This window comes from Tsukamurella sp. TY48 (assembly GCF_019656655.1).
Taxonomy (GTDB): Bacteria; Actinomycetota; Actinomycetes; order Mycobacteriales; family Mycobacteriaceae; genus Tsukamurella; species Tsukamurella strandjordii.
Map to the genome: position 1 here is coordinate 2,606,501 of NZ_BPMV01000001.1, position 20,377 is coordinate 2,626,877.

The following is a 20,377-nucleotide window of genomic DNA, read 5'->3' on the forward strand; positions in this document are numbered from 1 at the left end:
CATGCACGCACTCCGACGGACCGCCGTCGTCGTCGCCGCTCTGGCGCTCGCCGCCCCGGCGGGCATCGCCCAGGCCGCACCGGCCCCCGGCAAGCCCACCACCCCGGCCGCCCAGCTGCTGCTCACCCAGGCCGAATTCCCGGCCGGGTACGAGGTGAAGCCGGTGTCCTCGAAGGAGCTCGCCAGCATCCTGCGCGATGTGGGAGACGGCCTCACCAAGGCCAAGGTCACGCCCGCGCAGTGCGCGCCCGTGGTCGACCGGGGCGCCTTCGAGCGCGCCGGCAACCAGCCGATCGTGGTGGGCGTCAACGAGGCCAAGAAGTCCGCGATCTCCGAGGTGCTCTCCGAGGGCGGCGACATCAACAAGGCGCTGGCCAATCCGCCCGGCTGTGACAACGTCCGGGTGGAGATGAACGACATCGCCGGCACCAAGGACAAGCTGGTCATGGACGTCTCGTCGTCGCCCGTGACGCTGCCCGGCGCCCCCGCCGGCAGCAAGGCCGTGCTCGCGAAGTCCACCGGCACCGTGACCGTGGACGGCAAGACCAAGCCGATCAAGCAGGAGCAGCTGCTCGCCGGTACGACCGCCCGCGGCTACGCCGTGCTGATCACCGGCGCCGGCGCGGGCGCCAACCCGGTCGCCGACCGCGGCGACGTCGCCAAGGCCCTCACCGCCGCGGTGAACAAGGTGAACGCCGCGCGCTAGAGCCGCAGCAGCGGCAGCAGGTGGGCCACCTCACCCGCCCGCAGGCCGCTGGCCTGCACCGACGCCGCCTCGGTGGCATCGTCGAAATCGAGCAGGCCGGTGGCCAGCCGGAGCCAGACCCGCGGCACGCACTCGACCACGTTCGGGGGCGTGCCGCGGGTGTGCCGCGGACCGTCGATGCACTGCACCGCGACGAAGGGCGGCACCCGGACCTCCACCGAACCGCCCGGCGCGTCCTGCGCGAGGGTGCGCGCGGTGCTCCGCACGGCCGCCGCGACCGCGGCCCGCGGCGGCTGCGGCGCATCGTCGTTCTCGATCCAATCCCGCACCGCCAGCACCGCCGCCCGCGTCTGCGCGGGGTCGATCTTGTTCCCCATGGCGCAAAACCTACTCGTCGATTCGATTCGGGGGCCTTCGCACCCGTAGAATCGGAAGCGGCCCGCCCCAGCCAGCCTCAGGAGTCGCCGTGCAGCAGCTTCCGCTTACCGTCGTCGAGCAGGACCAGGACGAGCAGGAGCCCCGCGAGGAATGCGGAGTCTTCGGCGTCTGGGCCACCGGCGAGGACGTCGCCAAACTCTCCTACTACGGCCTCTACGCCCTGCAGCACCGCGGCCAGGAGGCCGCCGGCATCGCGGTGGGCGACGGCCAGCAGGTGCTGGTCTTCAAGGATCTCGGCCTGGTGAGCCAGGTCTTCGACGAGCAGACGCTGAGCTCGATGCCCGGCCACGTGGCCATCGGCCACTGCCGCTACTCCACCACCGGCTCCACCACGTGGGAGAACAGCCAGCCGATCTTCCGCACCACCAACGCCGGCAACGGCGTGGCGCTCGGGCACAACGGCAACCTCGTGAACACCGCCGAGCTCGCCCAGCGCGCCGCCGACCTGGGCATCTCCGGACGCAACCCCGGCAACGCCGCCTCCTCGGACTCCGATGTGGTGGGCGCCCTGCTCGCGCACGCCGCCGCGGACCGCACGCTGGAACAGGCCGCGATGGAGCTGCTGCCCACGCTCAAGGGCGCCTTCTGCCTCACCTTCATGGACGAGCACACGCTGTACGCGGCGCGCGACCCGCACGGCGTGCGCCCGCTCTCGCTCGGCCGCCTCGACCGCGGCTGGGTGGTGGCCTCCGAGACCGCGGCCTTCGACATCGTGGGCGCCTCGTTCGTGCGCGACATCGAGCCGGGCGAGCTGCTGGCCATCGACGAGGACGGTGTGCGGTCCACCAAGTTCGCCGAGCCCACCCCGAAGACCTGCATCTTCGAGTACGTCTACCTGGCCCGCCCCGACTCGGTGATCCACGGCCGCTCGGTGCACTCGACCCGCGTCGACATCGGTCGCCGCCTGGCCCGCGAGCACCCCGCCGAGGGTGATCTGGTGATCCCGGTGCCCGAGTCGGGTACCCCCGCCGCTGTCGGCTACGCCCAGGAATCGGGCATCCCCTACGGCCAGGGCCTGATGAAGAACGCGTACGTGGGCCGCACCTTCATCCAGCCCAGCCAGACCATCCGCCAACTCGGCATCCGGCTCAAGCTGAACCCGCTGCGCGAGGTGATCCGCGGCAAGCGCCTTGTGGTGGTGGACGATTCGATCGTCCGCGGCAACACCCAGCGCGCCCTGATCCGGATGCTCCGCGAGGCCGGCGCCGCCGAGATCCACGTGCGCATCGCCTCGTCGCCGGTGAAGTGGCCGTGCTTCTACGGCATCGACTTCGCCTCCCCGGCCGAGCTGATCGCCAACGGCGGCGGCGCCGACTCCATGGAGGCCATGGTCGAATCGGTGCGGGCCGCGATCGGCGCCGACAGTCTGGGCTACATCTCGCTGGACGAGATGACCGCCGCCACCGAACACGAGGGCAGCCAGATGTGCCGCGCCTGCTTCGACGGCGAGTACCCCATCGCTCTGCCCGAGTCCACGTCGATGGGCAAGGCCGTGCTGGAGAACATGCTCAAGTCGGGCTCGCCCGACGGTGACCCGCTGCGCGCGGAGAACGACAACGCCTCGGCGCTGCGGCGGCCGTAATCCGGCGGGGGCTGGGGGGCTCGGAGTCCGGTAGCCTATGACCCCGTGACGGATTCCATTAACCAGCCGCCGCAGGGCGCCTCGTACGCCGCCGCCGGAGTCGACATCGAGGCCGGTGACCGCGCCGTCGAGCTGTTCAAGCCGCACGCCAAGCGCGCCACCCGCCCGGAGGTCATGGGCGGTCTCGGCGGCTTCGCCGGCCTGTTCGCCCTGAAGAAGTACCGCGAGCCCGTGCTGGCCGCCTCCACCGACGGTGTGGGCACCAAGATCGCCGTCGCGCAGGCCATGGGCAAGCACGACACCGTGGGCATCGACCTGGTGGCCATGGTGGTCGACGATCTCGTGGTGACCGGCGCCGAGCCGCTGTTCCTGCAGGACTACATCGCCGTGGGCAAGGTGGTCCCGGAGGTCGTCGCCGAGCTGGTCGGCGGCATCGCCGAGGGCTGCGTGCGCGCCGGCTGCGCCCTGCTGGGCGGCGAGACCGCCGAGCATCCCGGCCTGATGGGCGAGGGCGAGTACGACCTGTCCGCGACCGGCGTGGGCGTCGTGGAGGCCGATGAGGTGCTCGGCCCCGACAACGTGCGCGCGGGCGACGTGGTGATCGCCATGAAGAGCTCCGGCCTGCACAGCAACGGCTACAGCCTGGCCCGCAAGGTGCTCCTGGAGTGGGGCCACATGGATCTCGGCGGCTACGTCGAGGAGTTCGGCCGCACCCTGGGCGAGGAGCTGCTCGAGCCCACCGCGATCTACGCGCTGGACTGCCTGCGGCTCACCCAGGAGACCCAGGTCCGCACCTTCTGCCACGTGACCGGCGGCGGCCTGGAGGCCAACCTGGCGCGCGTGATCCCGGACGGCCTGGTGGCCGACCTCGACCGCAACACGTGGAGCCCGTCCGCCGTCTTCGCCCTGATCGCGCAGCGCGGCCGGGTGGAGCAGGCCGAGATGGAGAAGACCTTCAACATGGGCGTGGGCATGGTCGCGATCGTGGCGCCCGAGGACGTCGATCGCGCTCTGGCCGTGCTCACGGCACGCCACATCGACAGCTGGGTGCTGGGGTCGATCAAGAAGTCCAGCCAGGACGGCGGGGCTGCGCCCGGCGGTGCCGTGCTGAGCGGCTCACATCCCAAGTTCTAGCGCACAACGTCGAGGGAACCGCGACCCGATCCGGGTTGCGGTTCCCTTCGGCGTTCAGGGTGTGAGCGGAGGTGGCGCGCCTCAGGCGCGGCGCCACTCCTCTTCGCGGTACGGCTCGCCTGCGACATCGCTCCACTCGGGGTGAGAGGCGAGTACATCAGCCTCGTCGTGCCCGCCACCCGCCAGCTCGTCTTGCAGCCTCTTCAGGTCGGTGCTCGGCGTGCTGTACTTCAGCTCCCGTGCCACCTTGGTCTGCTTCGCCTTTGCTCGGCCGCGGCCCATGGGGGACCCCCTTGCGCAATGAAGGGGCGGCCAGCTACCGGATTGCCCGGCGGGTGGCGGCCCCTTTCTCCGTGTACAAATTCTTCCTGGGGTCCAGTTTAGCGTGCGATCGGCGATGCTGCTGCCGCCTGGGTGTCACTTTGCTCTATTGAGCGCCCGACGGGCGTCCCGCTCCACCTTCGGTGGCAGGTCACGGCCGGTCAGGAGGTTTTCGAGTCGCTCGGGACGTGTCGCATGGAACAGATCTCGAAGGGTGGCGCCGTGTTCGGGCACGTGCACCACGGCCACCGGGTCGCCGGCGGCCACCGGTCCCGGTGTGAGCACCCGGAAGTAGGCGCCGGTGTCGCCGCGCTCGGTGAACCGCTTGAGCCAGCCGTCCTCCTTCGACCACAGCGCGAAGGTCCGGCACGGGGTGCGCGGGATGGTGGCCTCGAGTTCGAGGACCGCGCCCACCCGGAGCCGGGTGCCCACCACGAGGTCGGTGGTGGGGCCGTCCACGCGGAGGTTCTCCCCGAACCAGCCGAACGGCAGTTCCCGGCCCAGTTCCTGCGCCCAGCGGTCGGCCTCGTGCTGCGAGTAGGCGTACACGGCCTGTTCCTCGCCGCCGTGGTGCTTGGGATCGCAGACGTGGTCGGTGAGCGGGCCCAGCGGGCCGACCTCGACGGGACCCTCGGCGGGCCGCTTGTCGATGGCGGTGCGCTGCTCCGGTCTGCGGGGATCGAGGTGGTGCTCCTGCGCGACGACGCACACCGCGAGCACCTGCTGCATCGGCGGCGTCCCGGGGTGTGTCACCGGCCGCGCAGCCGGTCGACGGCGGACCGTCCGGCCTGATCGCCGGAATCGGCCGCCGGGGTGACGTCGGTGTCGATCGCCGCCGCGGCGCCGCCCGCGTCGAGCTTCGCATCGTCGGGGATCGACCGTTTGATCAGCGCGAGGGCGATGGGGCCGTAGTCGGCGTGCTCGACCACGGTGCCGAGCCGCCCGACGGTGCGCCCGTCGAGCGTCACCGGATCACCGGTGGAGGGCCGGGCGTCGGCGGAGCCGTCGAGGTGCAGCAGCACCAGCCGGCGCGGCGGGCGGCCGATGTTGTGCACGCGGGCGATCGTCTCCTGCCCGCGGTAGCAGCCCTTGTCGAGGTGCACGGCCGGTCCGATCCAGTTCACCTCGTGCGGGATCGTCTTGTCGTCGGTGTCGAGGCCGGCGCGGGGACGGGCGGCGGCGACCCGTCGGGCCTCGTAGGCCCAGGTGCCGGCCGGCTGCGCCCCGGCGGCGACGAGGGCGGCGACGGTGCCGGCGAGATCGTCGCGGGGCACGATGAGGTTCACCTCGTCGGGTTCGGCGCGACGGATCCCGGAGACCCCCTCGGCGACGGTGGCCGCGTCGGGGCCGATCACGGTGACCACCGCGAGGTCCGGACGGTCGCGCACCTCCACCTGCGCGCGGAAGACCATCCGCTGCAGGTAGGTCGCGAGGTCGGGGGAGAGCGGCGCCTCCTTCGGCGCGAGCGCCGCGGGCTCGGTGTCGATGTACGTGGTGCCGTCGACATCGGTGACCCAGAAGTGGTCGAGCACGCGGCCGCTGCCGTCGAGGTTGAGGTTCTGCACCGAGGCGCCGTCGGGCAGGGAAGTGAGGTGCTGGCTGGTGATCGAGTGCAGCCACGACAGCCGCTCGGGGCCGGTCAGGGTGATCACGCGGCGGTGCGATCGGTCGACCACCGCGGCGCCGCGCTCGGCGGCGCGCTGCTCCCCGAACGGGTCACCGAAATGCCAGGTCACACCGGCATCCGGGGTGTCGTCGGGATTCGCTATACCGGACGTGACATGTTCGGAATCGACCACTACTCGACTCTACGCCCGCCGCCCGGGCGGCCCGATTCCGCGTGGCCTAATCTTGCGGCCATGGCCGACGCTTCCGTGGTGGTGACCCTCGACGGCTCCGCGCACGATCCCTCGACTCCTCTGCTCTACGCCGACGATCTCGGCGCCGTCCGCGGGGACGGCTGTTTCGAGACCGTGCTCGTGCGCGGCGGGCGCCCGCTCAAGGCGCGGGCGCACCTGGACCGGCTGGCCGGGTCCGCCGCCGCGCTGGGCCTGCCGGCCCCGAACGACGGTGCCTGGTGGGCCGCGATGGAACGCGCGGCGGTGCTCTTCGCGGAGGCCGCGGGCGAGGGGGTCGACGGTGCGCTCCGCCTCGTCTACACCCGCGGGCGGGAGTCCGATCCCTCGACGCCGACCGCCTACGTCACCGTTTCGCCGGTCCCGGAGCGGGCGCTGGCGGCTCGGCGCGACGGGGTCTCGGCGATCACCCTCAATCGCGGCTACTCGACCGAGCTCGCGCAGAACGCGCCGTGGCTGCTGATGGGTGCCAAGACCCTCTCGTACGCGGTGAACATGGCGGCCACCCGGTACGCGGCGGAGCAGGGCGCCGACGACGTGATCTTCACCTCCAGTGAGGGGCGGGTCCTGGAGGCGCCGCGCGCCACCGTGGTGATCGCCCGCGGCCGCACGCTGGTGACGCCGCCCGACGAGCAGGGCATCCTGCCCGGGACCAGCGTGCGCGCGCTGTTCGACGCCGCCCACGACAAGGGCGTCGACACCGCGATCGAGCCGTTGTTCCCCGTGGACCTGGTGATGAACGACGGGGTGTGGCTGATCTCGTCGATCACACTGTGCGCGCGGGTGCACACCCTCAACGGCCGGGCCCTGCCCGATGCCCCGATGGACGAGACGGTGCGCTCGCTGCTGGAGTCGGGTATCGAGAACACCCCCTGAAAGATCGCTCGCGCGCGGGCTTTTGAGGATCATTCGGACAATCCCGGCATGCCCTGCGGCGGTTCCGTCACGGCGCTAGTGTCCCGTGGATGAACACGCAGGTCGCCGATCGCTCGGGCGGTAACGAACTGGGGACGAGCCTCAAGCCCCGGCACATCACGATGATCTCGATCGCGGGTGTGATCGGGGCGGGACTGTTCGTGGGCTCGGCGAACGCGATCAAACTGGCCGGTCCGGCGGTTCTCATCTCGTACGCCCTGGCCGGGCTGCTGGTGATCCTGGTGATGCGGATGCTCGGCGAGATGGCCACGGCGCAGCCGGACACCGGCTCCTTCTCGACCTACGCGGAGCGGGCCTTGGGCCGCTGGGCGGGCTGCAGCATCGGCTGGCTGTACTGGCTGTTCTGGGTGCTGGTGATCCCGGTGGAGGCCACCGCCGCGGCGGTGATCATGGCGAAGGTGGTGGGCGGCCCGCAGTGGTCGTGGGCGCTGCTGGTGGTGGTGCTGCTGACGGTGACGAACCTGCTCTCGGTGGGTAACTACGGCGAGTTCGAGTTCTGGTTCGCCCTGATCAAGGTGCTGGCGATCGCCGCCTTCCTGGCGCTGGGCGTGCTCGCGATCTTCGGGCTGCTGCCCGGCTCGGGCGTGTCCGGCGTGCACCACCTCTGGGACACCGGCGGCTTCATGCCGAACGGGGCGAGCGCAGTGATCGCGGCGATGCTCACCACGATGTTCACGTTCATGGGCTCGGAGATCGTGACGATCGCCGCCGCCGAATCGCCGGAGCCGGCCAAGGGCATCACCAAGGCCGTGAACTCCGTGGTGTGGCGGATCTGCCTGTTCTACATCGGGTCGATCTTCGTGGTCGTCGCGCTGGTGCCGTGGAACTCGCTGGACTCGGCGACCGGCTCGTACCAGGCGGTGCTCCAGGGCATGAACATCCCGGCGGCCGCGGGGATCATGGACGTGGTGGTGCTGGTGGCGGTGGCCTCGTGCCTCAACAGCGCGCTCTACACGGCGTCCCGGATGCTGTACTCGCTCGCGCAGCGCGGCGACGCTCCCGCCGCCGCTGGCCGCACCACGAAGCGCGGCGTGCCCGCGGTCTCGGTGCTGGCGTCGATGCTGCTGGGCTTCCTCGCGGTGATCGGCAACTACGTGCTGCCGGAGAAGCTCTTCGGTTACCTGCTGGCGACCACCGGCGCGGTGGCGCTGTTCGTGTACCTGGTGATCGCGCTCAGCCAGATCGCCCTGCGCCGCAGGGCCACCGAGCCCTCGCCGCTGCGGATGTGGTTCTTCCCGTGGGCCACGTACGCGGTGATCGCGTTCATCGTCTTCATCATCGTGGCAATGATCGTCGATCCCAGCCAGCGCAGCGCGGTCGGCCTCTCGACCGGCCTCGCGGTGTTCGTGGTGGCGGCCAGCGTCCTGCACCAGCGCCGCATGGAGCGACGGTCTGCGGTCACCGGAGGCTGAGGGCGCCGAGCGTGTCGCCGTGGCGGTGGGTGAGATAGGTGTCCACGGTGGAGGGTGGGACCGCCGCGGTCGCGGTGACGATGGTGAGCAGGACCATGTTCTTCTCAGCTGTGACGCGTGCGTCGCGGGTGGTCGCGCCGTCGATTGTGGTGTCGGGACGCGTGCGGACGTCCGGCGGGATGACGCTCGTGGCGGCGGCACCTGCACGGGCCTCGTCGGGCAGCGCGAACAGGTACTGGGTGAGCAGTAGCTGGCCGTTCTCCGCCGAGTGCGTCGATTCCGCCGCGTTCCGGCAGCGGTACTGCGCCAGCCTCCCGGTCGCGTCGATGTCGGCGCAGGTGGCGTAGTCGACGCCACTGACCCAGGTCGCCTGCAACTGCACCGGCCCCGATCGGTAGTTCCAATCCTTGCGGCCGCCCATGTCCTGATAGAGCGCTCTTCCCGCATCGCGGCTCGCCGCGGTCGGTGACCCAGTGGGAGTGGGCACCGTTTGACCGACGCGCCACGAGGTGAAGCCGGTGGCAGCACCGATGGCTATCATCATGAGAACGATGCCGATGCAGAGCTTTCCGAGCCAATCGATGAAAACACTCGACACCGACGGCTCGTCGGTGGCCTGGACGTAGTCGTCGGTGTAGTCGTCGACTTCGCCGCCGGCGTCCGACCAGGGTGCTGCTGCCTCATCAGGTTCGGGGGTGGAAGCCGGGGCAATGTCCTCCGCTTCGGCCCACGAGGGCTCTGACTCTTCGGCCGGATCGGGCTCGTCGTAGGTCGGATTGCGGGGCCGGTGCGCGGAGACGAACGCGCCCTCCGGCTGCGGCAGATCCGAGTCGAACGATGCGCGCTCCTCATCGGGCACGCCGGGCGGTGACAATGGATTCACAGGGCTCCTCCCCAGGCACCGTGAACTGGCATCACCGCTGGGCCAGGATCACTTGCGGCCCATATTCATGGCGATCAACACGCCGTCCACACTGCCGTGATAAACGCGAAGGTATTGGCTCATCGTGGCCTCGGGTGTTGCCGCTGCTGCGGTGGCCAGTGTGACGACGAAGAAGTTGCGAACGGTCGAAATCCGGTACTTGGCCTTGGCGTACCCGGTGCGATAGGTACCGTCGAGTTCGGTCAGGTCGTGGTCTTGGTAGCCGGATTCGGCGGTCTGCGCCGCGGCCTCGTCCCGCATGGAGAAGACCACCGTGTTGAGGAACAATTGCCCGCCGTCCGCGGAGTGCACCATGTCAGCCGATTGCGTGCAGCCGAGGCGCGCGAGCTTGCCGGACCTGTCGAGCGTCCGGCAGTCGGGGTAGTCGCGGCCGGGCCGGACTAGCGTGGCCTTGAGGTCGATCGTTCGACCTCCGCCGGTCTGGAAATGTAGCCAGTCTTTGTCGCCGCCGATAGTGCTGTTCGTGACGGTGGTGATGAGCGGTTCCTTGGGCGGAGGGTCGGAAAGTCCGAAGCCGGGTCCGATGCCCATCGGCTTCGACGGGGTGGTGACCGACGGTGCGCGCCCGCTGCTCATTGCCGACGCTGCGGCTGGGCGCTCGGCGCGGTTCAGGGCGACCGCCGTCCCTACGACGATCAGCGCTATGACAACGGCCGTCGCGGCGACGACAATGCCGATCAGCGCTCCGGTGGAGCGAGCGGGCCGACTGGGTCGCGCCTGCCCAGGCTGCGGTGGCCACGGACGGTACGGCGAATCGAAGCGCTGCGGATTCATTGGACTCCCCCCGGAGACGTGATCTGTCCGGAGTGTATGCGATGGCGAACGGTTGCAGAGTGCGATCCGCGGCGTGAGGTGACTCCTGCCTCAGTGCTTGGGATAGCGCTGAGTATCTACTACTATCCGTAGTAGATACTACGAGTGGTAGTAACACGGGTCGGCAACGGCGCCGATCCGCCCCCTCGGCCCAGGGAGCGAAGCATGACCGCACTGGAGATCGCCCGCTGGCAGTTCGGCATGACCACGGTGATGCACTTCATCCTGGTGCCGCTGACCATCGGCCTGGCGCCGATGGTCGCGACGATGCAGACGCTGTGGTTGGTGACCGGTAAGAAGGCCTGGCTGCGCGGCACGAACTTCTTCGGCAAGCTCTTCCTCATCAACTTCGCCCTGGGCGTGGCCACCGGCATCGTCCAGGAGTTCCAATTCGGCATGGCCTGGAGCGAGTACAGCAAGTTCGTGGGCGACGTCTTCGGCGCCCCGCTCGCCCTGGAGGGCCTGGTGGCCTTCTTCATGGAATCCACCTTCCTCGGCCTATGGATCTTCGGCTGGACGCGGCTGCCGAAACTCGTTCACCTGGGCTGCATCTGGCTGGTGGCCCTGGGCGTGAACGCCTCCGCCTACTTCATCGTGGCCGCCAACTCGTGGATGCAGCACCCGGTGGGCGCCACCTACAACCCCGAGACCAAGCGCGCGGAGCTCACCAGCATCTGGGAGGTGCTCACCAACTCGACCACGCTGGCGGCCTTCCCGCACACCGTCTTCGGTGCGTGGCTCACCGCCGGCACCTTCGTCGCCGCGATCGGCGGTTGGTGGATGGTGCGCGGTATGCGCCGCGGCGACCCCGATGCACTGGAGCTGGCGCAGATGTTCCGCCCGCTCACCCGGTTCGGCCTCGGCGTGATGCTGGTATCGGCCGTGGGACTCGCCATCACCGGCGATGCCCAGGCCAAGCTGATGTTCGAGCAGCAGCCGATGAAGATGGCCTCGGCGGAATCGCTGTGCCACACCGAGACCGGAGCCAGCTTCTCGCTGCTCACGATCGGCACCCACAACGACTGCGAATCCGTGCAGCACGTGCTCTCGGTCCCGTACCTCACCTCGTTCCTGGCCAACGGTGATCCCAACTCCACCCTCAAGGGTGTCACCGAACTGCAGGCCGAGGCCGTCGAGAAGTTCGGCCCCGGCGACTACCGCCCCAACCTGTTCGTCTCCTACTGGGCGTTCCGCGCCATGATGGGCTGGTCGATCGGCTCGGGCGTGCTGGCGCTGGCCGGCCTGTGGGTCACCCGCCGCGGCCGGATCCCGAACCAGCGATGGTTCAGCAGGATCTGCCTGATAGCCCTGCCCACGCCCTTCCTGGCGAACACCTCGGGCTGGGTGTTCACCGAGATGGGCCGCCAACCCTGGGTGGTGGTGCCGAACCCGAACGGCGATCAGACCATCCGGCTCACCGTCGCCGAGGCGGTCTCCGGCCATTCGACGGCCATGATGGCCTTCTCCCTGGTGACCTTCGCCGCCGTCTACGGCGTGCTGTACCTGCTGTGGTTCGCGCTGCTGCGCCGCTACGTGATCGAGGGACCGCACCTGCACAACCCGGACGACGCCCCCGCGGACGGGCCGGACGGTGACGATCCCGACGGTGCGCCACCCGGCGCGGGTAAGCCCTCGGACCAGCTCTCCTTCGCGTACTAGGAGCCGGACATGACTCTCCCCGATTACTGGTTCCTCGCCATCGCCTTCCTCTTCACCGGTTACTTCGTGCTGGAGGGCTTCGACTTCGGCGTGGGCATGCTGATGCCGATCATGGGCGATAAGCGTCGCCACCCCACGGACTACGACACCCGGCGACGGGTGCTGCTCAACACCATCGGCCCCGTCTGGGACGGCAACGAGGTGTGGCTGATCACCGCCGGCGCGGCCATGTTCGCGGCCTTCCCGGTGTGGTACGCCACCGTCTTCTCCGGCTTCTACCTGGTGCTGCTCGCGATCCTGGTGGGCCTGATCACCCGGGTGTGCTCGATCGAGTGGCGCGGCAAGATCAACGATCCGCGCTGGCGCGGCTGGGCCGATTTCGGCATCGGCCTGGGCTCCTGGATCCCCGCCTTCGCCTGGGGCCTGGTGTTCGCGAACATCCTCGCCGGGGTGGACATCGACGAACGCGGACGGATGACCTCCGAGGTCTGGGACCTGCTCAACCCCTACGGCCTGCTCGGCGGACTCGCCCTGCTCGGCCTGTTCCTGCTGCACGGCGCGATCTTCGTAGCGCTCAAGTCCGACGGCACCGTCCGCCACGACGCCCGCAGGATCGCCGGCCGGATGTGGTTGCCGGTCACGGTGATCGGCGCCGGCTTCGCCGTGTGGACGCAGCTCGCCCACGGCAAGGGCTGGACCTGGGCCGCCGTGGCGGTGGCCGCCGCCGGGCTGGTGGCCGCCGGCCTGCTGATCCGCGGAGGCAAGGAGCTGGCGGCGTTCCTGTCGACCTGTGCCGTGGTGGCCGCGGTGAGCGTGCTGATGTTCGGCTCGCTGGCGCCGAACGTCCTCAACGCCACCGACCCCGCGCGGTCGATCAGCATCGCCGACGCCGCCTCCTCGCACTACACCCTGGTGGTGATGTCCTGGTGCACCATCGTGCTGCTGCCGATGGTGATGATCTACCAGGCCTGGACCTACTGGGTCTTCCGCAAGCGCATCTCCGCCGAGCAGATTCCGCCCTCGATCGGCCTCAGTCCTCGTGTCTGACACCGCCGCTCCCGCCGCGGATCCGACGGCCACCGCTCCGCGGGGCCCCGTGGACCCGCGACTGCTGCGGTACGCGCGGGCCTCCCGCGGGCTCCTGGCGACGGTGGTGGCGTGCGGGGTGGTGGAGACGCTCGCGCTGATCGCGCTCGCCTACGGCACGGCGACGGTGCTCGCCCGCCTGGTGAGCGGCGCGGTACCCATGGCGGACCTGCGGAGTCCGCTGACCGTGGCCGCGGTGGCGGCGGCGGTGCGCGTGCTGGTGGCGTACCTGCGCGGTCGGATCGAACGGCGCGCCGCAGACCGCACGGTCTCGCAGCTGCGCTCCGCCGCGCTGGGTGCGATCGGTCCCGGTCGGCTGCCCGGGGGCACCGACCGCGAGGAGCTGCGGACCGCGCTCACCCGCGGCCTGGACGAGCTGCCGCCCTATCTCACCGGCTACCTCCCGGCGCTCGCGCTCAGCGTGATCGCCACCCCGGCACTGGTTCTCGTGATCTTCCTCGCCGACCCGATCTCCGGGGCCATCGCGCTGGGCACCCTGCCGCTGCTGCCGATCTTCATGGTGTTGATCGGCCTGCTCACCCGCGAGCGCACCCGGCGCCGGCTCGAGGCCATGGCCCGGCTCTCGGCGCGACTGCTCGATCTGGTGGCGGGGCTCCCCACGCTGCGCGCCCTGGGCCGCCAGCGCGGACCCGAGCGCGCGGTGCGCGACCTCGGCGACCGCAACGCCACCGAGACCATGGGCGCCCTGCGCATCGCCTTCCTCTCCTCGATGGCGCTCGAACTGCTCGCCACCCTGTGCGTGGCGCTCGTCGCGGTGAGCATCGGCCTGCGGCTCGTCTTCGGCGATATGGATCTGCTGCCCGGCGTCTTCGCCCTGATCCTGGCGCCCGAGGTGTACCGGCCGCTGCGCTCGGTCGGTGCGCAGTTCCATGCCGCCGAGCAGGGACTCGAGGCCACCTCGCGGGTCTTCGCGCTGCTCGACGATCCGTCGCCCGTCACCGGCCGGGGCACCGCCGCGCCCGGGATCATCGAGCTGCGGGGCGTCACCGTGCACGGACGCGACGGGGCGGCACCGTCGGACTTCTCGGCGCGGCTGCGCCCCGGCACCGTCACCGTGCTGACCGGGCCCAACGGCACCGGAAAATCGACCCTGCTGACCGTGCTCGCCGGACTCACCGCGGCCGACGGCGGGACCGTGACCGTCGACGGTGCGCCTCTGGCCGGCGGGCCCGCCTGGTGGGACCGCGTGGCCTGGTGCCCGCAGCACCCGTACCTCGAACCGGGAACGCTGGCACACAATTTCACGTTGCTCGGCGCCCCCGATCCGGAGACGGTGCCGGGCGTCGTCGCGGAGACCGGCCTGGACGAGGTGGTCGACGAGGCCGGGTGGCAGCGACCCGTGGGCACCGGTGGCGTGGGACTGTCCGCCGGGCAGCGGCAGCGCCTCGCGCTCGCCCGTACCCTCGCGCTCGGCCGCGAAGTGCTGCTCTTCGACGAGCCCACCGCCCACCTCGATGCCGCGCTGGCACAGCGGGTACTGGCGGCGCTGCGGGCCCGCGCCCAGGACGGCGCGCTGGTGGTGATCGTCGGGCACGATCAGCAGGTGCTCGCCGCCGCCGATCAGGTGCTGGAGGTGCGCCGTGCGTGATCTCCTCGTGTGCCTGCGCGCGCTGCGCGTTCGCCCGATCGCGGTGGCCGGTGCGGTGGGAGCGGGCGTGCTCACCGCCGGCAGCGCGCTGGCGCTCGCCGGACTGTCGGCCTGGTTGATCACCAAGGCGTGGACGATGCCGCCCGTGCTCACCCTCTCGCTCGCGGTGACCGCGGTGCGGGCGCTGGGCATCACCCGCGGCCTCATGCGCTACGTGGAACGCCTCGCGACGCACCGGTTGGCGCTGTCGGGGCTGACGGAACTGCGGGTGGCGCTGTACACCCGGCTCGCCGCCGCGGCGCCCGCGGACACCCTGCGGCGCACCGATGGAGAGCTGCTCGCGCGGACGGGCGCCGATGTCGACGCGGTGGGTGACGTGCTCGTGCGCACGCTGATTCCCGCCGCCGTGGCCGCGACCGTCTCCGCGGCCGCCGTGGCGTGGATGTGGTTCGTCGATCCGGCGGCCGGGGCGGTGCTGGCGGTGTGCCTGGTGGTGGCGGGCGTGCTCGCACCCCGGCTCGTGGTCCGTGCGAGCGGGGACCGCGCCCGCGCCGAGGCCGCCGGGAGTGAGGACTTCGGTGCCGCCGCATCCGCGGTGCTCGATCACGCGGGGGAGCTCGCGGTGGCCGGACGCCTCGACGAGGTGCGGAACCGGGCCGATGCCGCCGAGGGCGCCCGACGGTCCGCCGTCGATCGGTCCGCGCGGATCGGCGCGCTGGCCGATGCCGCGCTGCCGCTCGCCGTCGGTGTCGCGGCGATCGCCGCGCTGCTGCTGGCCTTCGGCCGCGCGGGGCACGCCGATCCCACCACGCTGGGGATCCTGGTGCTGTTGCCGCTCAGCGTCTTCGAAGCCCTCGCCCCGCTGCCCGACGCCGCCCGCCAGTACGTGCGCTCGGCCGATGCCGCCTCGCGCCTCGCGCCCCTGCTGATCCTGCCGGCGGTGCCCGTCGGGACCGCGCCGGCACCGTCTCACCCGAGCCTGCGGCTGGGCGATATCGCCCTCGCGCCGGGCGAGCGGCTGGCGGTGCGCGGCGAATCCGGGGCGGGGAAGACCACCCTGTTGCTCGCGCTCGCCGGGCTGGACGGCCGCGGCGGCGAGGTGCTCGTCGACGGACGGCCCGCCGCCGATTACGCCGATCTCCCTGCGGCCGTGGCCTTCTTCGGTGAGGACGCCCACGTCTTCGCCACCTCGATCGCGGAGAACTGTCGGGTGGCGCGGGGCGATGTGAGCGACGAGGAGGTGCGGCTCGCACTGCGGGCGGTGGGCCTGGGGGAGTGGATCGAGGGCCTGCCCGACGGTGTGCGGACGCCGCTGGAGCAGGGCGCGGACTCACTGTCCGGCGGGCAACGCCGCCGCCTGCTGTTGGCCCGGGCCTTGGTGAGTACGGCGCCCGTCGTGCTGCTGGACGAGCCCACCGAGCACCTCGACCGCGCCGACGCGGCGCGGCTGCTGCGCGAGATCCTCGATCCGGCGGGGCTTTTCCCCGGTCGCACAGTGGTGGTCGCGGGGCATGCGGCGCCACCCGCCGGGGTGCGTGTTCACGATGTGGGGCGCAGCGCCGCGACACGGGAAGATCTGCCCGCGTAGGCGCGCTGAGCCCGAATTCGTGAGCGGTCAGCCCGTGATGCCGCGGATGCAGGCGTCGACGGCGGCCTCGGCCAGTGGCCACTGCTGATCGCCGGGGAGGTGGTGCAGCGGACCGCGCAGTGCCATCTCGGCGAAGCCGTGCACCATCGACCAGCAGGTCCAGGTGGCGGATCGCCGGTCCTCGGGGCGGAGCAGGCCGGCGTGCACCATGAGGTCGAGCGCATCGGAGAGCGCGGCGTAGGGCGCGATCTCGGCGAGTGAATCGGGGGTGGGGGCCTCGTCGCCGAAGAAGCACACCGAGAACCAGCCCGGTTCGGCGAGCGCGAAGGCGATGTAGCCCAGGCCCACGGCGCGCAGGCGTTCGACGGGGCCGGCGCCCGCGCCGATCGCATCCATCGCCCCGGCCATGCGGTCCTCGATCGCGGCGCTCACCGCGCGCAGCAGTGCCAGGCGGTCGGGGAAATGCCGGTACGCGGCGTTCGGGCTCACGCCCACGCGGCGGGTCACCTCACGGATGGTCAGGGCCGACGGTCCGCCGGTGCGGGTGACCTCGAGACCCGCCTCCACCAGTGCCGACGCCAGATCTCCGTGGTGATACGCCATCCCCTTGTGCCTCCCGACTCTGAAGTGTACGGTGTGAACATAACAGATGTGTACGCTGTGAACATTTCGAGGAGTCCGCCATGAGCACCACGTCCACCACTACCGCCACCGCCGTTCCGCCGGTCGTCGACCGGGAGACCTGGCAGGCCGAGATCGACACGTTGCGCATCCGGGAGAAGGCGGCGACGCGCGAGCTCGACGCCATCGCCGCGCAGCGGCGCCAGCTGCCCGCCGTGCAGCTTCCGGAGTACCGGCTCATCGCCGAGGACGGTTCCGAGGTGACCCTGGCCGAGGTCTTCGACGGCCACAGCCAACTGGTGACCTACCACCACATGTGGACCGACGGGAACGAGTGGCAGTGCCCCGGATGCACCGGCGTCACTTCGCAATACGCGCGCACCGAGTTCCTGGACAACTGGGACGCGCGGATGGTGGTGATCACCAACGGGCCGATGGACGAGGTCCTCGCCTACAAGAAGCGTGTGGGGAACACGATGACCTGGTACTCCACCGCCGGTTCGGATTTCGGCACCGAGGTGGGCGCGGGGCCCGGCGGGGGCTTCGCCTACAACACCTTCATCCGCGACGGCGACACGGTGTACCACGTGTGGCAGACCTTCAGTCGCGGTGCCGAGCAGCTCTCCTACACCTTCGGCCTACTCGACGTGCTGCCCTACGGCCGCCAGGAGGAGTGGCAGGACGCGCCCGAGGGGTGGCCGCAGGCGCCCACCTACTCCCGCTGGGCCTCGTCGAAGCAGATCGCCGGCTGGTACGGCGAGAACCGGTCCTGACCTGCGGTTACATCCTTCGATAAATTCCGTTGCCGAGGGTTTCGCGCGGGCGTACCGTCGGAGATGTCAACGGAAAGGAGGTGATCCGAGAAATGGTGAATTTCAGGATCAAGGAGGTGGCTGACCGCTAGGCGGCCACCCACCTGAGATGACGGAAACCCCTTCGGCGCGTGAGGTTCACGCCCGGAGGGGTTTTCCGTACCCTCACCCCGGACAGGTCGCGGTGAAGGCCGGCTGCGGGCCGAGCAGGTCCGAGATCCAGCCCAGCCACCGGTCGGCGATGGCCCCCGGCGCGTCGTGGCCCCCGGGCACCACCACGTCTTGCACCGGCGTGCCCAGTGCGCACATCGCGGCCACGCCCTCGGCGGTCCACGAAGTCGACACCAGCCGGTCGCTATCGCCGCGCGCGATGTAGGTGGGCAGCGCATGCTTGGTGCGCGGCAGGTTCGTGCGCTGCTCTCGCTCGCGGAAGAAGCGCTCCGCATCGGGTGAGGCGAAAGCGGCATCGGCCGGGCGCGCGGCGGCCGCCATCGCGAGGTCCGCCGGACCGGTCTGACCGGTGCACTGGGCGGCGAGCCGCGGCGCCGCGCTCAGCAGGTCACCCCGCAGCACCTGGTCGTACCCGAAGCCGGGGTTCACGGAACGCGCGCCCGCCACCAGATAGGGGAGCACCAGGTACTGCTCCGGCGCATTCAGCGTCCCGGCGGACACGGCCTCGGCGAACCTCGTGATCAGCCCGGGGGAGAGGAGCACCGACCCGCGCAGGTCGAGCTCGGGCGCGTACTCCGGTGCCGACTCCGCGGCGGATTCGGTGGCCCGCCCGCCCTGGGAGACCCCGACGAGCACCGTCCGCCCCGCCAGCGGGAGCCCGGTCGCGCGGGCCGCGCGTACGGAATCGAGCACGTCGTATCCCGACGAGAGGGCGTCGCCGTACGGGGCCTGCCCCGGCCCGTCCAGCCCCTGGTAGTTCGTCATCACCACGGCGGTGCCCCGCGCCAGCAGCTGCGCGACGACGGGAGCGGAGCCGAACAGATCCGGTGATGCGGTGGGCGCGCAGGTGTTCGCGACGCCCGACGTGCCATGGCCGAAGGCCGCCACCGGCCAGCCGCCCTCCGGTGGGCTTCCGACGGGGAGGAAGACCGCGCCGGACACCTCCGCGGGGCCGCCCGACGATGCGGTCGAGCGGTACCGCAGGTAGGTCATCGACCCCGCCGACAGCGTGGTCGGGTCGATCCCGGTGAGCGGCCGCTGCTCCAGCAGCGCCCCCGGGGCGGGCGCGGAGGAGGTGCTGGTGGCCGATGGCGGCGCACCCGGCCCGGCGCACGCGGCGCTCACCAGCCCCGCGGCGAGCACCGCCGCCAAGAGACGGGCACCCCGGACGGCATCGCGTCTTGCCATCCCATAAGTTTACGCGCGTTCTCCGCCCGGGTCAGGCGTTCGAGAGCTCGCCGAGGCGATCCCGGAGCAGTGTGAAGTAGGTCTGCACCGACGACTCCGCCGTCGGGTTCCCCGGATACATCGCGCGGAAATCGAGACCTCCGGCATCGCGATTGATCCACATGTACACCTCGCGCATCGGGGTGGCATTGGCGAAGATGGAGACATCGTGACTGCGCGCCAATTCTGCCCCCGGAGTGCGCGTGATATCGATGTAGGAAAGCATCGGAGCATCGAATCCGTGTTCCACCGGGAATTCCGGATCATCACGAAGAACGTCGATCACCGGGAACACGGGCAGCCGTTCGAGTTCGCGCGCAGTGGCCAGTGCCTGATGTGCTGCGCGCACGAGGGTCGGGAAGTCGCCTTCCGTCGAGAACTGCACCGGGACCAGGGTGATGTACCAGCCCACCGCCATCAGATCGGTCGGATCCGGGCGGTGCGAGCGCGGCGCCATCATGGTGAACAGATCACTGCCGGTCAGCTCGCGTTCGAGTTCCGCCTGCACGGCCAGCAGGGCGCTGCCCATCGCGCCGCCACAGCGCTTCGCGGCTGCCGCGAAGGCCGCGACCCGGTCCGGATCGAGGAAGGCCGTCTCCACCGCGATCTGCGGCGCCGCGCCGCGTCCGGGCTCGACACCGAGCGGGAGCGGGAACCGCGGCATCCCGCCGGCCCGGCGCACGATCTCGCGCCACCGGGTGACCTCCGGATGGTCGGGGCTCAGTGCCCGCGCCCGCGCTCGCTGCTCGTTGCTGAAGTCGCGATACGAGCGCACCGGCGGCGAGACGTACTCCCGGCCCGCTCGCAAGGCGGAGTACCGGGACACCAACTCGTAGAACGAGATCGACAAGGAGATCGCATCGGTGAACAGGTGGTCCGCGGCGATGAGCACCGTGAACTGCGGAGCCGCGGAATCCGCGCGCGCCGACTCGATCCCCGTGACCCCGAAGGCGAAGGACGACCATTCGTCGAGGCCGGGCAGGCCGGACTGCAGGTAGTCCTTCGCCGTGACGCCGGGCCCGTTCGACTCCGAGGTCGCGACCACCTCGAGCTCCATCTGCTCGGGCTCGATGTACCGGGCGCGATAGCCGCGGTCGCACTTGACGTACTGCGCGTGATACGAGCTGTGCCGGCGTGCGTATTCGGTGAACGCGCGCGCCATCACGGCCTCGTCGTAGACATCGTTCATGGTGAAGGTGACGTAGACGAGCCGCTGGATCGACTGCTCCTCGTCGGTGCCGCTCCGGAGGTGGTCCTCCTGAATGAATGACGGTTCGCCATCGGTCAGTGCGGCCGCATTCATCGCCTCTCGTGAACGGCGGCTCGGAGCCCACACCACCCATTCACCCAACGCGCAATCCCATTGTTGTGTCAGACCGGACATCATGTTTCAGAGTGTGAGACTGCCGTCTTCGAGACGCACTCCAGGGGGCCGTTCGTGTGCGATAGTTCACAAGAGAAAC

General features: G+C 70.6%; 19 protein-coding genes. 10 read left to right on the forward strand and 9 right to left on the reverse strand.

What is annotated here, in order from left to right; all coding sequences use genetic code 11:
- The first annotated feature begins 1 nt into the window (after position 1).
- Positions 2-706: a hypothetical protein gene (locus tag TTY48_RS12655; protein ID WP_220657830.1), complete on the forward strand. Its 705-nt coding sequence runs from the start codon at positions 2-4 to the stop codon at positions 704-706.
- Here TTY48_RS12655 and TTY48_RS12660 read toward each other — a convergent pair.
- Positions 703-1,083 (reverse strand): sterol carrier family protein, encoded by a 381-nt coding sequence (locus tag TTY48_RS12660; protein ID WP_220657831.1) that lies wholly within the window; start codon positions 1,081-1,083, stop codon positions 703-705. The genes TTY48_RS12655 and TTY48_RS12660 overlap by 4 nt on opposite strands.
- Before the next feature lie 89 nt (positions 1,084-1,172).
- Between TTY48_RS12660 and purF the strand changes: the two genes are divergently transcribed.
- Both purF and purM read left to right on the forward strand, forming a co-directional pair.
- Positions 1,173-2,726 carry an amidophosphoribosyltransferase gene (gene purF / locus TTY48_RS12665; RefSeq protein WP_220657832.1) on the forward strand — a complete coding sequence of 518 codons (1,554 nt, stop codon included), beginning with the start codon at positions 1,173-1,175 and terminating at the stop codon, positions 2,724-2,726.
- Positions 2,727-2,771: 45 nt separating this feature from the next.
- Positions 2,772-3,860, forward strand: a complete 1,089-nt coding sequence (gene purM / locus TTY48_RS12670; protein WP_220657833.1) for a phosphoribosylformylglycinamidine cyclo-ligase — start codon at positions 2,772-2,774, stop codon at positions 3,858-3,860.
- A gap of 81 nt (positions 3,861-3,941) precedes the next feature.
- On the opposite strand, the gene TTY48_RS12675 is transcribed toward purM, so the two are convergent.
- The 3 genes from TTY48_RS12675 to TTY48_RS12685 form a co-directional block, all read right to left on the reverse strand.
- Complete coding sequence (locus TTY48_RS12675; RefSeq protein WP_220657834.1) at positions 3,942-4,142, reverse strand: DUF3073 domain-containing protein; 201 nt, start codon at positions 4,140-4,142, stop codon at positions 3,942-3,944.
- Between the two features lie 135 nt (positions 4,143-4,277).
- Positions 4,278-4,910 carry an MOSC domain-containing protein gene (locus tag TTY48_RS12680; protein WP_220657835.1) on the reverse strand — a complete coding sequence of 211 codons (633 nt, stop codon included), beginning with the start codon at positions 4,908-4,910 and terminating at the stop codon, positions 4,278-4,280.
- Between the two features lie 20 nt (positions 4,911-4,930).
- Positions 4,931-5,980: a folate-binding protein YgfZ gene (locus TTY48_RS12685; RefSeq protein ID WP_220657836.1), complete on the reverse strand. Its 1,050-nt coding sequence runs from the start codon at positions 5,978-5,980 to the stop codon at positions 4,931-4,933.
- A 60-nt stretch (positions 5,981-6,040) separates the two neighbouring features.
- Here TTY48_RS12685 and TTY48_RS12690 point away from each other — a divergent pair, with 60 nt between their 5' ends.
- Entirely contained in the window at positions 6,041-6,913 is an 873-nt protein-coding gene (locus tag TTY48_RS12690; RefSeq protein ID WP_220657837.1) for an aminodeoxychorismate lyase, read from the forward strand.
- Between the two features lie 89 nt (positions 6,914-7,002).
- A complete protein-coding gene (locus tag TTY48_RS12695) occupies positions 7,003-8,385 on the forward strand; it encodes an amino acid permease (protein WP_220657838.1) in 1,383 nt (460 codons plus the stop codon).
- Here the strand turns inward: TTY48_RS12695 and TTY48_RS12700 are convergent.
- Both TTY48_RS12700 and TTY48_RS12705 read right to left on the reverse strand, forming a co-directional pair.
- Positions 8,372-9,268: a hypothetical protein gene (locus tag TTY48_RS12700; RefSeq protein WP_220657839.1), complete on the reverse strand. Its 897-nt coding sequence runs from the start codon at positions 9,266-9,268 to the stop codon at positions 8,372-8,374. The genes TTY48_RS12695 and TTY48_RS12700 overlap by 14 nt on opposite strands.
- Before the next feature lie 48 nt (positions 9,269-9,316).
- Complete coding sequence (locus tag TTY48_RS12705) at positions 9,317-10,102, reverse strand: hypothetical protein (protein WP_220657840.1); 786 nt, start codon at positions 10,100-10,102, stop codon at positions 9,317-9,319.
- 204 nt (positions 10,103-10,306) lie between these two features.
- Here TTY48_RS12705 and TTY48_RS12710 point away from each other — a divergent pair, with 204 nt between their 5' ends.
- From TTY48_RS12710 to cydC, 4 genes are read left to right on the forward strand one after another with little or no spacing between them, the layout of a single operon-like run.
- Entirely contained in the window at positions 10,307-11,800 is a 1,494-nt protein-coding gene (locus TTY48_RS12710; RefSeq protein ID WP_220657841.1) for a cytochrome ubiquinol oxidase subunit I, read from the forward strand.
- Positions 11,801-11,809: 9 nt separating this feature from the next.
- Positions 11,810-12,847: a cytochrome d ubiquinol oxidase subunit II gene (gene cydB, locus TTY48_RS12715; RefSeq protein ID WP_220657842.1), complete on the forward strand. Its 1,038-nt coding sequence runs from the start codon at positions 11,810-11,812 to the stop codon at positions 12,845-12,847.
- Positions 12,840-14,495 (forward strand): thiol reductant ABC exporter subunit CydD, encoded by a 1,656-nt coding sequence (cydD, locus tag TTY48_RS12720; RefSeq protein ID WP_220657843.1) that lies wholly within the window; start codon positions 12,840-12,842, stop codon positions 14,493-14,495. Before cydB ends, cydD begins: the two co-directional genes overlap by 8 nt.
- Positions 14,488-16,083 carry a thiol reductant ABC exporter subunit CydC gene (cydC, locus tag TTY48_RS12725; RefSeq protein ID WP_255585658.1) on the forward strand — a complete coding sequence of 532 codons (1,596 nt, stop codon included), beginning with the start codon at positions 14,488-14,490 and terminating at the stop codon, positions 16,081-16,083. Before cydD ends, cydC begins: the two co-directional genes overlap by 8 nt.
- Positions 16,084-16,110: 27 nt before the next feature.
- Here cydC and TTY48_RS12730 read toward each other — a convergent pair whose 3' ends face one another.
- Positions 16,111-16,686 (reverse strand): TetR/AcrR family transcriptional regulator, encoded by a 576-nt coding sequence (locus tag TTY48_RS12730; protein ID WP_220657844.1) that lies wholly within the window; start codon positions 16,684-16,686, stop codon positions 16,111-16,113.
- An 80-nt stretch (positions 16,687-16,766) separates the two neighbouring features.
- Between TTY48_RS12730 and TTY48_RS12735 the strand changes: the two genes are divergently transcribed.
- The gene (locus TTY48_RS12735; RefSeq protein ID WP_220657845.1) at positions 16,767-17,477 is read left to right on the forward strand and encodes a DUF899 family protein; all 711 of its coding nucleotides are present in this window, start codon (positions 16,767-16,769) and stop codon (positions 17,475-17,477) included.
- 204 nt (positions 17,478-17,681) lie between these two features.
- On the opposite strand, the gene TTY48_RS12740 is transcribed toward TTY48_RS12735, so the two are convergent.
- Together TTY48_RS12740 and TTY48_RS12745 are read right to left on the reverse strand one after the other, a co-directional pair.
- The gene (locus tag TTY48_RS12740) at positions 17,682-18,875 is read right to left on the reverse strand and encodes a lipase family protein (protein ID WP_220657846.1); all 1,194 of its coding nucleotides are present in this window, start codon (positions 18,873-18,875) and stop codon (positions 17,682-17,684) included.
- Positions 18,876-18,906: 31 nt separating this feature from the next.
- Positions 18,907-20,217 carry a condensation domain-containing protein gene (locus TTY48_RS12745; protein WP_220657847.1) on the reverse strand — a complete coding sequence of 437 codons (1,311 nt, stop codon included), beginning with the start codon at positions 20,215-20,217 and terminating at the stop codon, positions 18,907-18,909.
- Positions 20,218-20,377: the final 160 nt, after the last annotated feature.

Coding starts and splice junctions, on each gene's coding strand:
- TTY48_RS12680 (WP_220657835.1), bottom strand. CDS start 4,910: ATGCAGCAGGTGCTCGCGGTGTGCGTCGTCGCGCAGGAGCACCACCTC.
- TTY48_RS12655 (WP_220657830.1), top strand. CDS start 2: ATGCACGCACTCCGACGGACCGCCGTCGTCGTCGCCGCTCTGGCGCTC.
- TTY48_RS12745 (WP_220657847.1), bottom strand. CDS start 20,217: ATGAATGCGGCCGCACTGACCGATGGCGAACCGTCATTCATTCAGGAG.
- TTY48_RS12675 (WP_220657834.1), bottom strand. CDS start 4,142: ATGGGCCGCGGCCGAGCAAAGGCGAAGCAGACCAAGGTGGCACGGGAG.
- TTY48_RS12660 (WP_220657831.1), bottom strand. CDS start 1,083: ATGGGGAACAAGATCGACCCCGCGCAGACGCGGGCGGCGGTGCTGGCG.
- TTY48_RS12735 (WP_220657845.1), top strand. CDS start 16,767: ATGAGCACCACGTCCACCACTACCGCCACCGCCGTTCCGCCGGTCGTC.
- TTY48_RS12705 (WP_220657840.1), bottom strand. CDS start 10,102: ATGAATCCGCAGCGCTTCGATTCGCCGTACCGTCCGTGGCCACCGCAG.
- TTY48_RS12690 (WP_220657837.1), top strand. CDS start 6,041: ATGGCCGACGCTTCCGTGGTGGTGACCCTCGACGGCTCCGCGCACGAT.
- TTY48_RS12695 (WP_220657838.1), top strand. CDS start 7,003: ATGAACACGCAGGTCGCCGATCGCTCGGGCGGTAACGAACTGGGGACG.
- TTY48_RS12710 (WP_220657841.1), top strand. CDS start 10,307: ATGACCGCACTGGAGATCGCCCGCTGGCAGTTCGGCATGACCACGGTG.
- TTY48_RS12730 (WP_220657844.1), bottom strand. CDS start 16,686: ATGGCGTATCACCACGGAGATCTGGCGTCGGCACTGGTGGAGGCGGGT.
- TTY48_RS12740 (WP_220657846.1), bottom strand. CDS start 18,875: ATGGCAAGACGCGATGCCGTCCGGGGTGCCCGTCTCTTGGCGGCGGTG.
- cydB (WP_220657842.1), top strand. CDS start 11,810: ATGACTCTCCCCGATTACTGGTTCCTCGCCATCGCCTTCCTCTTCACC.